The following is a 12,497-nucleotide window of genomic DNA, read 5'->3' on the forward strand; positions in this document are numbered from 1 at the left end:
ACGTGTGCGTTTGTTCTGCCTGACATTATTCATTATCCATTTTACATTATTCATTTCAATGTTATGACTCATCAAACTACCTGTTGTTATTGTGGTGTTGGTTGCGGAATCGTGGTCAAACAGGAGCAGCAAGGGCGGTTAACCGTCGAGGGTGATAAAGAACATCCCTCTAACCGGGGATTGCTGTGCTCGAAGGGGATGAATCTGCATTACACCGTCATGGATCAGTCCGACCGGCTGCTGTATCCGCAGATGCGGGGTAACCGCAACATGCCGATGCAACGGGTTAGCTGGGATGCGGCACTGGAACGTACGGCTGCCGTTTTCAGAACGCTCATCCAGAAATACGGTCCCGATTCTGTTGCGTTCTACGTGTCGGGGCAGTGCCTGACGGAAGAGTATTATCTGGTCAATAAACTCATTAAGGGGTTTATCGGATCCAATAATATCGACACCAACTCCCGCTTGTGCATGTCGTCGGCGGTGGTTGGATACAAGTTGTCGCTGGGGGAGGATTCGGTACCGGTTTGTTACGATGATATTGAAGAGGCTGATATTTTTCTGGTCCAGGGTGCCAACCCCGCCTGGTGCCACCCTGTTCTCTGGCGTCGGGTGGAAGCGCATAAAGCGGCTAACCCGCACGTTAAAATCATTACTGTCGACCCCCGAAAGACAGACACTGCCCGTTCGTCGGATTTGCATCTGCCCATCCGCCCCGGCACCGATATTGTACTCAATAATGCTCTTGGCCGGTTACTGATTGAAAACGGCAAAATTGACCTCGACTTTATTACCAACCACGCTGATGGCTTCACGGCCTATCAGGAACAGGTGATGCTGCGTACGATCGACGAAGCTGCCGACCTGTGCGGAATTCCGGCAAAAAGTATTCGGCAGGCAGCCCACTGGATTGGTGCATCAAAAGGCTTTCTGTCGCTCTGGACGATGGGGTTGAACCAGTCGGCCATTGGCGTCAATAAAAACCTGTCGCTCATCAATCTACATCTGATTACGGGCCGAATTGGTACACCCGGCAACGGGCCATTCTCACTTACGGGACAGCCTAACGCAATGGGGGGGCGCGAAACGGGAGGGTTAGCCAACATTCTACCTGCCCACCGCGACGTAACCAACGCGGCCCACCGCGCCGAAGTCGAAACCTTCTGGAACGGACCAGTAAAAATCGCCGACAAACCCGGTCTTACAGCCACTGAAATGTTCGAAGCCTTAACCGACGACCGGTTAAAAGCTATCTGGATTATCAACACCAATCCATTGGTGAGTATGCCAGATGTCAACACGACCGAGGGTGCTTTGAAAAGCGCCCGCTTTGTGGTTGTGCAGGACGTGTCGAGCCGGGCCGATACCGTACAGTTTGCCGATGTGGTACTTCCCGCTGCGGCATGGCTCGAAAAAGAAGGGACGATGACCAATGCCGAACGCCGGATTGCGCACCTGCCTAAAATCATCGATGCCCCCGGAGAAGCATTACCCGATTCCGAAATTATCTGGCGGTTTGCTCAGAAAATGGGGTTTGGTAATGCATTTAACTACACCAGCCCATCGGAAGTGTACGATGAATACGCCCAACTGACGGCTGGCACAAACGTCGATATAACCGGCGTAAATTATGCCCTGCTAAAGAAAAGGCGGACGGTGCAGTGGCCTTTTCCGGTAGAGGATAGGAAAAAAGAGAACCGTCAGCCGGGGAATGCAGGAACGCCCCGGCTCTTCTCCGACCACAAATTTTACACGGCAAATGGTCGGGCTAAAATTCACGCTGTACCCGATGAGAACACGTCGGAGCCGACTGATGAGGACTTTCCGCTTGTATTAACTACTGGCCGTATCCGCGACCAGTGGCACACCATGACCAAAACGGGGCGGGTGGCAAAACTCAATCAGTACAGTCCGCAGCCTTTTTTACAACTAAACCCGACCGATGCCGGTGCGCGGAGTATTCTGGATGGTCAACTGGTAACGGTGCAGGGGCGTAGGGGCGAGGTACGCGTGAAAGTGCAACTGACGGACGATGTTAGGCCCGGCCTTTGTTTCCTGCCAATGCACTGGGGCAAAAAACGATCTGGTGATGCGTTGAATACCAACCTGAATCGCGCCAATAACCTGACCAATTCCCTGGTCGACCCGCGATCAAAAGAGCCCGATTTTAAGTTTACGGCGGTAGAGGTTATGCCGTACAAAAAGCCGGTCGAGAAGATTATTATCATCGGGGCCGGGTCGGCAGGGTTGGGTTTTATCAATGCGTATCGCTCAATGAAGTCGGGCCGTACCGAGATGCCGGTCGAAGATGAGCTGCATGTCTTTTCCAAAGAAATTTTTCCGTTCTACAACCGCGTATTACTGCCCGATTACATCAGCGGGGCGCAATCGTGGGAGCAGCTCGTCAAACTGCGCGAAGACCAGTTCGACGAAGCCCGCATCATTGTGCACAAAGGGGTGGGTATTGCCCACATTGACCGGAAGGCGAAGGTTGTAACGGATACCGAAGGTGTCGAGCATAGCTACGATAAAATTCTGCTTGGTACCGGTAGTCGGGCGTTTATGCCTAAAAGTATACCGAATCTGCCCGGTATTTTCAATATGCGTTCCCGGCTGGATGCCGACTCGCTCATGCCTTTCCTGAATCCATCGGGCGGTACATCGGCCGAACCGCCGGTTACTGTCATTGTAGGTGGTGGCTTGCTGGGGCTGGAATTAGCCGCTTCCCTGCGGCAGATTGGCGTTCGGGTAACCGTTATCCAGCGGGCGGGCCGGTTCCTGGAGCGTCAGCTGGACCCCATGGCTAGTGAGCTGTTCTATCTGGAGCTTATTGATCGCGGAGTCGATATTTACTTCAACGAAGAAGTTCAGACTTATATAGGAACGGATTGCGTTGCGGGTGTGCGACTGAACTCCGGCAAACAGATTGCCTGTCAGGCGGTGGTTATTGCCATTGGTACCGTGCCCAATACGGAACTCGCTCAGGCAGCGGGCCTGGTTTGCAACCGCGGGGTAGTGGTTAATGATTACCTACAAACCTCTGACCCGGCTATTTTTGCCGCTGGCGAAGTGGCGCAGTGGAACGGGCAGATGTGGGGTATCACCCTGGCTGCCGAGCAGCAGGCCGAAGCGGCTGCCCGGTTCATGGCGGGCGACATTGCGGAACCATACCGGGGTAGCCTGGCCATTAGTATTCTCAAAATGGAGGGCCTGCACCTCTGTAGTATGGGAATTACCGAAGTGCCGACGGGGGCAGGGGGTAGTGATTACGAGGAAATCATCTTCATCGATAAAGCGAAGCGCTATTACAAGAAGTGCATCGTGCAGGGTGATAAACTGGTGGGGGCCGTGCTGGTCGGCGACAAAAATGAATTCGCTGAGTTTCGTGAACTCATTGCCAGCGGACTCGAACTGTCCGACAAACGGTTACAACTACTGCGGGCCAGTAAAAAAGTGGACCCCGTAGCGGGCAAGCTGGTTTGTTCCTGTAACAGTGTCGGGCAGGGAAATCTGGAACGGGCTATTCAGGCTGGTTGTGCCGATTTTCAGCAGCTCTGCCAGCAAACGGGTGCCGGAACCGGCTGTGGCTCGTGCCGACCCGAAGTGCGGAGTATACTTGACTTAATGAGCGAAAGAATGAAAGTGCGAAAGAGTGGACAAACCGTTCCGTAATGGAACCAAGCCTTTTTCGCACTTTCATTCTTTCGCACTTTCACTCTTTAACGCCATGCGCGATTACTATACCGTAAAGGTCAATTTGCCTGGTGGCATTGTAGCACCCGGTGCCCTGCAAACCATTCTGACAATGGCGCGTAGTGCGCATGTTCGGACTGTGCGCTTTGGCGCGAGACAGCAATTGCTGATGACGGTGCATTATGAGGATATGCGTTTTCTGGGAAAAGACCTCAAACAGCAATCGATGCCGTATGAAGTCAATACAGAACAGTACCCGAATGTTATCAGCTCATATTGTGGGGAAGACGTATTTCGCGCGGGGGCATGGCTGCGCGAAAGCGAATACCACACGATTCTCGACCAGTTTGATTACGGCCCACGACTCAAAGTAAACCTGTCCGATTTTAACCAGAGTTTTACGCCGTTTTTCACGGGAAATCTGAACTTTATCACGTCTCCCGAACCTCATTTCTTCTATTTATATATCCGGCCGAAACAAACAAATACCCTGTTTCGATGGCCTGAATTGATTTATACCAACGACGTTGGGCGACTTGCTAAAGCCATCGAAGAGGCCATGCTGGATGGGGGCTGCCAAACGGAAGATGAAGTTTATAAAGCTGTAATGGCTGGTCAGTCGTTTATTACCCAACTGGCTACAAAAGAAATTGATCTGCCTGAATTTTCGCTACCGTATTACGAAGGCTTCAATCGGTATGGGCAGCGGTCGTGGCTGGGACTTTATCGTCGGGATGAGCAGTTTTCGGTTGCGTTCCTGCTGGATGTGTGCGCACTGTGTCTGAAAACCCGCATCGGCGAACTGTGCGTGACCACCTGGAAATCGCTCATCATCAAGGGTATTGAAGAGAAAGACCGGGTGGCCTGGTCGTACGTACTGGGCAAACATAATATCAACGTGCGTCACGCGGCTAATGAACTGGCTTGGCAGACGGAAGACCAGAACGAAGACGGTGCCAATCTGAAAAATTACATCATACGGTTCTTTGCCAAAAATGATACCCGGACCTTTGGCCTGTGTTTTGGTATTCAAACACGCCCAAAATCAGAAGTATTCGGCTCCGTTTTGATTCGGAAACGCCCTTTATTACAGATTGGACAACTGTCCCTGTTCAGTTTGTACGACATTTATTTTACCGAAAACTTCAACCCAAACAGCCGGACCTATCATCTGTTTGAGAAAGGGTTATTCAAGCTGCATTTGCCCAACCAGTTACATCGCCTGTGCCAAAAATTCAACGCCGGGCGGATACAGGAAGAGCTGGAGCCGGTACGTCAGGAGATAGAAAAAATGGAGCCTGCTTATAACGATGCTCCGTTGGTACACCAGTGCCCGCACTGTTTTACCGTCTACGACGAACAGTATGGCGATGAGCGTCAGGGCGTTCCGGCGGGTACGCCGTTCGGGCAATTACCTGTGGATTATGGCTGCTCAACCTGCGACGCGCCGAAGGAGGATATGACCGCTGTCCAATTAGTAACGGTGGGGTAGGAAGGACGGTAATTATCCGAAAAAGCCTTATCATTAAGGTATGACTCGTCATACCAGGGACCTCAAACAGCAGATAGAACGCGTGTTGCACTGGGAGCAATCGTCCCACTGGCGGACGCGTGACTTCACGCACCTGAGCAATCTCGTTTTTCACTATACGCATCAGCGGGTAGATGCTCATTCGTTACAAAACTTCTGGCAATCGTCGGTTGTTCCTTCCCCGGATTCTCTGGATACACTGGCCCGCTTTGTCGACTACGATGATTGGGCCGATTTCTGTACCCGCAATTTTTATGGGGAAGTGGCGGCAGACGGCGAAATGGTCTTACTTCACGCACCCATGTGGGAAATTCCTATGCGCTGGGTAGTTGCCATCTGCTGGTTCTCGGTTATCGCATCGGTCATCGTCGCCCTGCTGTTAGTGTGGAAACACTAAACGATTCGGCGTATTGTGGCGTTATTGTTCCAGATTTCAACCCGTTGAACAAAACCCACAGGCGACCAAATGGTACGTTTTCCCTTAAGCATAAGTCTATTACTGAGTGCGACACTGGTACTGGCGCAACCCGTTCCCAAAGCAAAATCATCCGGTAAGATTGCGCCCCAGTCGGCATCCCCGAAAGCTGGAAAAGCAGACGCTACCCTTAATCTCAACGCGCCTATTCCGCTCGACCCGGCTGTGAAAGTCGGCGTGCTGTCCAATGGACTGACCTATTACATCCGCAAAAATGCTGAACCAAAAAATCGGGCTGAACTACGCCTGGTGATTCGGGCGGGGTCCGTTTTGGAAAACGATAATCAGCAGGGGCTGGCGCACTTCATGGAACACATGGAGTTCAATGGCACGAAGAATTTCCCGAAAAACGAGCTGGTTAATTTCCTGCAATCGGCGGGTGTGCGATTTGGGGCCGATCTGAACGCCTACACCGGCTTTGACGAAACAGTCTATCAACTACCCGTACCGACGGATTCGGCCAATGTTTTTAAGGGAGCTTTTCAGATTCTGGAAGACTGGGCGCACAACGCTACGCTCGACCCCACAGAAATAGATAAGGAACGTGGTGTTGTGCTGGAAGAACGACGACTGGGGCGCGGTGCCGGGCAACGGATGCGGGATAAGTATTTTCCAGCTTTGCTCAACGATTCGCAGTACGCCAAACGACTGCCCATTGGTACGGAGCAGGTATTGACAACGTTTAAACCGGCCACGCTGGAGCAGTTTTATAAAGATTGGTACCGCCCCGACCTGATGGCGGTTATCGCCGTGGGTGATTTCGACATTAAAGAAGTAGAGGGGATTATACAGGATAAGTTTGGCCGGATTCCGGCAACCAAATCGCCCAAACCCCGGACGGAGTACGAAATCCCTCCGCACAAGGATACCAAAGTTGTAATCGTAACCGACCCCGAGCAGCCCAACACGGTGGTGCAGGTAATTTACAAACGGCCCGAAATAAAAGAGAAAACCTTAAATGACCTGCGCGAAAGCATCAAACGGGGGCTGTTCAACACCATGCTGGGTAACCGTATTCAGGAACTCACCCAGCAGGCCGACCCACCGTTTCTGGGCGGCTACAGCAACTACAGCGATTTTCTGGGTAATCTGGATGCGTTTACCTCTATTGCCATTGCGAAAGAAGGCAACGTAGAGCGGGCTATCAAGGCGGTGCTGGATGAGAACGCCCGCGTCAAACAGTTTGGTTTTACCCCCACCGAACTGTCCCGCGCCAGGCAGGAGTTTATGACCAGTGTGGAACAGGCCTACAGCGAACGGAACAAAACCCGGTCGGTCAATTTCGTGAACGAATACGTCCAGAATTTTACGGATAAGGAGCCATACACCAGCATTGAGTTCTACTACAGTTTTCTGAAGAAAGAGCTTGATGGTATTAAGTTGCCCGAAGTAAACGCCCTTGTCGACCTGTTCATTCATAACGATAACCGGGCCGTAATTGTCCTGGCACCGGAGAAGGATAAGGACAAACTCCCAACCGAAACCCAGATTTTGAGCTATGTGAACGATGCTGGTAAGGGGCTGACAGCCTACGAAGATAAAACGCTCGATAGTCCACTCCTGGTTAAAGAGCCGACTGGCTCGCCCGTGGTGGAGGAGAAAAAAATAAAGGATATCGGCGTAACGGAATGGACACTCAAAAACGGTGTTCGGATAGTAGTAAAACCCACAGATTTTAAGAATGACCAGATTTTGTTTTCGGCGAGTAGCTTCGGTGGTTCTTCGCTGTACGACCTGAAGGACTTCCCATCGGCTCGGTTCGCGAGTACGCTGGCGGCTATGGGTGGAACCGGTGCCTACAACCAGATTCAACTCGGAAAATTCCTGTCGGGCAAACAGGTTAGCGTTTATCCATTCGTAGGAGAATTAAACGAGGGTATTGGCGGCAGCGCAGCGCCAAAAGATCTGGAAACGGCCCTGCAACTTATCTATAGCTATTTCACCCAGCCTCGTAAAGATGCCGATGTGATAAAAGGATTTTTGTCTAATCAGCGGAGTGCTCTGCAAAACCGCATTAATACGCCCACGCCCCAACAGGTATTTCAGGATACAGTAACGGTGACGCTGGGCAGCAATAACCCACGCCGACAACCGTTGAAACCCGCCGATCTGGACAAAATTGATCTCGACCGCGCCCTGCAAATCTACCAGGAACGCTTCGCCAACGCGGGCGACTTCACGTTCTTCTTCGTGGGTAACATCGATGAAAAAACGCTTAAACCGCTGGTCGAGAAATACCTCGGCGGTCTGCCTGCTACGGATACGAAGGAGAAATTTAAGGACCTGGGTATCCGGGCACCGAAGGGCGAAGTTAGCAAAACGGTGTACAAAGGGCTTGACCCCAAAGCATCCGTTCAGCTGATTTACAGTGGCGATATTACCTGGTCGCCGGAAACGACGACGCAACTAGACGCATTAGCCGAAGTGCTGGAAATTAAATTAATCGAGAAACTTCGGGAAGAGGAAAGTGGCGTGTACGGGGTGAGTGCCAATGGTGCCTACGCCAAATACCCGGTGCCTCGCTACACCTTTCGCATTAATTTTGGCTGTGCCCCCGAAAACGTGGACAAACTGATTGCCAAAACGCAGGAGTTAATCACCGACTTGAAACAAAAAGGAGCCTTACCCGCCGACATTGCCAAATTCAAAGCTGAAACCCGCCGGGAAACGGAACTGCAGCTAAAAGACAACCAGTTCTGGCTGGGTTATTTACAGAACCAGTATTACAATGGCGACGCGCCCGACGAGGTCCTTCACGAAGATGCACAACTAGCGAAAGTAACCGTAGAAAGTACGAAAGAAGCCGCTAACCAGTATTTTGGCCCAAACTACATCCGGCTGGTATTGATGCCCGAGAAGAAGTAGTGAGTAGCAGGAGATTCGAAAAATAAAATCTTTAGCCTGGTATCAGTCAGTAAATTCTGGAACTTATTAATAGGGCTAGGGTCAGTAGGTATGCTCATTACTCTATTCCGTAAGCGGGTGATTTAAATCGCCCGCTTACGGAATATTCGGGCTAGATTGATAGTAACGAAGCATACATGCTCTAATGGGGTAAGTACTTCCGTATGGCTCCATATACCCAGGTTCCTGCAATAGCACTCAGCAAGGACACGATAACGACGGAGTAACCCGCGCCAATCTGAGCGAACAGCGGCCCCGGGCAGGCACCCGTAATGGCCCATCCGAACCCAAATAATAGTCCGCCGTAAATCTGCCCTTTATTGAACTGCTTCGGTGCAATGGTGATGGGGTCACCCTGCATAGTTTTGATATTCAGGCGTTTGATGAGTAGGACTGAGATCATGCCGATCAGTACGGCTGTACCAATAACACCATACATATGGAATGAATCGAGCCGGAACATTTCCTGAATCCGAAACCAGGAAATTACTTCCGCTTTAACAAACACGATACCAAAGAAAACGCCGACAAGGCCGAATTTCCAGTTGGCTGCTTTGGTAGGCGTTGCTACGGGAGGTATTTTTTCTTCTACTGTGACTATAGAAACCATGTTATTTAAAAGCAAAATTGTGAAAAAAAGACCACTCGTCCCGGATTAGAGACCCACCCAGCGCATGAGAAAGGGTAAGCCCAGATGGGTCATGGCGAAACCGCCCACCATAAAACTAAGGGTGGCTACGAGCGAAGGCCATTGCAGATTGGATAATCCCATAATAGCATGTCCCGATGTGCATCCCCCCGCGTAACGGGTGCCGAAACCGACCAGAAATCCGCCCAGAATGAAGAATACCAGCCCTTTGGCCGTAAATAGATTTTCCCAGTTGAAAATATCTGTGGGCAATAAGCCGCTGGTAAAATCATGGACACCCAGGGCCTTTAAACTGTTTAAGGTATCGGGAGCGATGGTCATGGCCGCTGGGTTTTTCAACAGCAAGCCGCCAATGAACCCGCCAACGATGATACCGCCCACAAACCACAGGTTCCAGGTTTCTTTGCGCCAGTCGTAACTAAAAAACGGAATTTTGGCGGGCATACAGGCCGCGCAGATATGTCGCAGCGAAGAAGAAATGCCAAAGGCTTTGTTGCCTAAAATAAGCAACGTGGGTACAATGAGACCAATGAGCGTCCCGGCCACGTACCAGGGCCAGGGCTGTGAAATGAAATTGAGCACTATTGACTAATTTATTGATTAACAGATTTTTTTGTTTCCAGGGGTATCCCCGCCTTTTGGATGGCAGCGATGCCACCCTCTACGTTCACGACATTGTCGAAACCCCGCGCCTTAAGTATCGAGTTGGCTATCATAGAGCGATAACCACCGGCACAATGAACATAAATCGGTTCATTATGGGGTAGTTCTGCCATGTAATCGTTGAGGTTGTCTAAGGGGAAATTCTCGGCGTTGGCTACATAACCACTCTTAAACTCATCGGGCTTCCGAACATCCACTACGGTTATTGCCGGGTTTTGCCGATGCTGCCCGGCAAACTCATCGGCCGAAACTGAGGTAACCGTATCTATTTCCTTTCCTGCCTGTTTCCAGGAATCCATACCGCCCTGCAAAAAGCCGATACAGGCGTCATACCCAACACGGGCCAGTCGCAGAACGGTTTCACTTTCCTGACCTTCGGGGGTGACAAGGGCTATGGGCTGTTTCAAATCGGGGATGAGCGCACCTACCCAGGGCGCAAACTGCCCGTTCAGGCCAATGTTGATGGCATTTGGAACAAATCCTTTCGCAAAATCGGCCGCTTCCCGAACGTCCAGAACCAGGGCTCCGGTTTCATTCACTGCGGCTTCAAAGGCAGCGGGTGAGAGGGCGTTACTGCCGCGCTGCATCACCTGGTCAATGGATTCGTAGCCTTCTTTGTTGAGCCGGGCATTTTCGGCAAAATAAGCGGGAGCGGTAGTCAGGCCATCCAGTACTTTTTCGACAAACTCGGCCTTCGACTTAGCCCGTAAGGCGTAGTTGAATCGCTTCTGATTACCCAGCGTATCGGTGGTTTCCTTACTCATATTCTTACCGCAGGCCGAACCCGCGCCATGAGCCGGATAAACGATAACGTCATCGGCCAGCGTCATAATTTTGGTTTGCAGACTGTCGTACAGCATACCCGCCAGGTCGCGTTCGGTTAGCTTCCCTTTTATAGCTAAATCGGGCCGCCCTACATCGCCAATGAATAGCGTATCACCGGTAAAAATGGCATGGTCTTTCCCGGCCTCGTCAATTAGTAAATAGGTGGTCGACTCGAATGTATGGCCGGGCGTGTGCAGCACTTTTATGGTGATAGCGCCCACCGTAAACCGCTCGCCGTCGGTAGCATGATGAACCGGGTAGGCTGTCTTAGCCTGCGGACCATACACGATGGTTGCTCCCGTTTTCTTTGCTAAATCCAGATGCCCCGATACGAAATCGGCATGAAAGTGGGTTTCAAATACGTACTTTATTTTTGCCCCCGCCCGCTCTGCCTTCTGTATGTAAGGGGCTGTTTCGCGCAGCGGGTCAATAATGGCGGCTTCGCCATTGCTTTCAATGTAGTAGGCTCCCTGTGCCAGGCAACCTGTATAAATTTGTTCGATTATCATAGTAATTGGTTGAGTATGAAATCATACTGGTAAGAACAAACTAATGTCCGTGGGACAATTCCTGAAAAATCATGTAACCTGCTACCGTCAATACAAACCAGCCGAAGCCTTTTTTTAATTCGTTAGAGGCTATAAAGCGGGCCAGGTACATGCCAATAAAAATGCCACCAATAGATAAACCGGTAAACGGTAACAGAAAATTCCAGTCAAGAGTCGTGTGGTGAATGTCGCCCAGAAAACCGACGAATGAATTCACCGCAATTATTAACACTGATGTTGCTATGGCCCGATGAATGGGTAGCCCGGCCAGCAACACCAGCATGGGTACGATAATAAACCCACCCCCCGCACCAATCGTCCCCGTCAGTAAACCCACTGCCAGCCCATCGAGTGCCAGGCTTATGTAACGGGGATGACCATCGGCCGCTTCACCCTGCTCCGGCCGGTCGTTGTGAATCATGGCGCGGGCAGCCACAACCATAACGAAGGCGAAAAAGTATAAAATGGCATCGCTCTTCGATAACGTAAACGTATTGAACTGAAATAACGGGTCGGGGAGGGCCGGGACTAAAAACCGACGGGTCAGGTAAACCGACAGGAATGAGGGGGCGGCAAAAGCCATGGTTACCCGCAAGTCTACCCGTTTTTTCCAGATATGATTAATAGACCCTATCGCCGACGTTGACCCGACTACAAACAGGGAGTAGGTGGTGGCCAGCATGGTTGGAACGCCGAACACGTAGACGAAAATCGGGACGGTCAATATGGAACCTCCGCCCCCGGCTAACCCAATAACCAGTCCTACAATCACAGCTGAAGTGTAACCAATTAATTCCTGAATACTCATTACGCAACAAAATTAGGGTAGGGGATACCTTTGTTTTGTGACTAACATAACACAGATGGATTTTTATCAGTCGATAAATGCTGATGGTGTAGTCGTTCTGCCTGAATTTACCTGCAAACATGAGTCATCCCGAATTTTGGGTGATGGCGAATGCGACCATCAGTGCGTTAGTGATGGCTGAGCGTAAGCGGTAAATCGGCACCAAAGCTTTTCGGTGCCGATTGCCTGTTCGGGGTACCCACCGTTTGAGAAAAAGAGGCACCCAATGGGGCCAATTCCTCAGTAACGACAACAAGAAGTCATACACCAAAGCGACCATCCCCAATAACTTCAGCCTGTTCTCCCAGAACCAAAGTCGAGGTGACTCCAGCCCCAATTCGGCTTTTCCCGCCCGAAAAGCC

The 12,497-nt window shown here is 51.0% G+C and carries 8 protein-coding genes; 4 read left to right on the plus strand and 4 right to left on the minus strand.

Annotated elements, in window-relative coordinates; translation table 11 throughout:
- Positions 1-63: 63 nt before the first annotated feature.
- From B157_RS0129515 to B157_RS0129530, 4 genes are all read left to right on the plus strand, one after another.
- Positions 64-3,672, plus strand: a complete 3,609-nt coding sequence (locus B157_RS0129515) for a nitrate reductase (RefSeq protein WP_026309056.1) — start codon at positions 64-66, stop codon at positions 3,670-3,672.
- Positions 3,673-3,727: 55 nt separating this feature from the next.
- A complete protein-coding gene (locus B157_RS0129520; RefSeq protein WP_020606915.1) occupies positions 3,728-5,185 on the plus strand; it encodes a rubredoxin in 1,458 nt (485 codons plus the stop codon).
- Between the two features lie 40 nt (positions 5,186-5,225).
- Positions 5,226-5,621 (plus strand): hypothetical protein, encoded by a 396-nt coding sequence (locus B157_RS0129525; RefSeq protein ID WP_020606916.1) that lies wholly within the window; start codon positions 5,226-5,228, stop codon positions 5,619-5,621.
- A 69-nt stretch (positions 5,622-5,690) separates the two neighbouring features.
- Entirely contained in the window at positions 5,691-8,564 is a 2,874-nt protein-coding gene (locus B157_RS0129530; RefSeq protein WP_020606917.1) for a M16 family metallopeptidase, read from the plus strand.
- A 181-nt stretch (positions 8,565-8,745) separates the two neighbouring features.
- Here B157_RS0129530 and B157_RS0129535 read toward each other — a convergent pair whose 3' ends face one another.
- From B157_RS0129535 to B157_RS0129550, 4 genes are read right to left on the minus strand one after another with little or no spacing between them, the layout of a single operon-like run.
- Positions 8,746-9,213, minus strand: a complete 468-nt coding sequence (locus B157_RS0129535; RefSeq protein ID WP_020606918.1) for a DUF6691 family protein — start codon at positions 9,211-9,213, stop codon at positions 8,746-8,748.
- A 45-nt stretch (positions 9,214-9,258) separates the two neighbouring features.
- Positions 9,259-9,834, minus strand: a complete 576-nt coding sequence (locus tag B157_RS0129540) for a YeeE/YedE family protein (RefSeq protein ID WP_020606919.1) — start codon at positions 9,832-9,834, stop codon at positions 9,259-9,261.
- Positions 9,835-9,845: 11 nt separating this feature from the next.
- Positions 9,846-11,249: an MBL fold metallo-hydrolase gene (locus B157_RS0129545; protein ID WP_020606920.1), complete on the minus strand. Its 1,404-nt coding sequence runs from the start codon at positions 11,247-11,249 to the stop codon at positions 9,846-9,848.
- A gap of 40 nt (positions 11,250-11,289) precedes the next feature.
- Entirely contained in the window at positions 11,290-12,096 is an 807-nt protein-coding gene (locus B157_RS0129550; RefSeq protein WP_020606921.1) for a sulfite exporter TauE/SafE family protein, read from the minus strand.
- Between the last annotated feature and the right edge of the window lie 401 nt (positions 12,097-12,497).

The organism is Spirosoma spitsbergense DSM 19989 (assembly GCF_000374085.1).
Taxonomy (GTDB): domain Bacteria; phylum Bacteroidota; class Bacteroidia; order Cytophagales; family Spirosomataceae; genus Spirosoma; species Spirosoma spitsbergense.

Coding starts and splice junctions, on each gene's coding strand:
- B157_RS0129515 (WP_026309056.1), top strand. CDS start 64: ATGACTCATCAAACTACCTGTTGTTATTGTGGTGTTGGTTGCGGAATC.
- B157_RS0129520 (WP_020606915.1), top strand. CDS start 3,728: ATGCGCGATTACTATACCGTAAAGGTCAATTTGCCTGGTGGCATTGTA.
- B157_RS0129525 (WP_020606916.1), top strand. CDS start 5,226: ATGACTCGTCATACCAGGGACCTCAAACAGCAGATAGAACGCGTGTTG.
- B157_RS0129530 (WP_020606917.1), top strand. CDS start 5,691: ATGGTACGTTTTCCCTTAAGCATAAGTCTATTACTGAGTGCGACACTG.
- B157_RS0129535 (WP_020606918.1), bottom strand. CDS start 9,213: ATGGTTTCTATAGTCACAGTAGAAGAAAAAATACCTCCCGTAGCAACG.
- B157_RS0129545 (WP_020606920.1), bottom strand. CDS start 11,249: ATGATAATCGAACAAATTTATACAGGTTGCCTGGCACAGGGAGCCTAC.
- B157_RS0129550 (WP_020606921.1), bottom strand. CDS start 12,096: ATGAGTATTCAGGAATTAATTGGTTACACTTCAGCTGTGATTGTAGGA.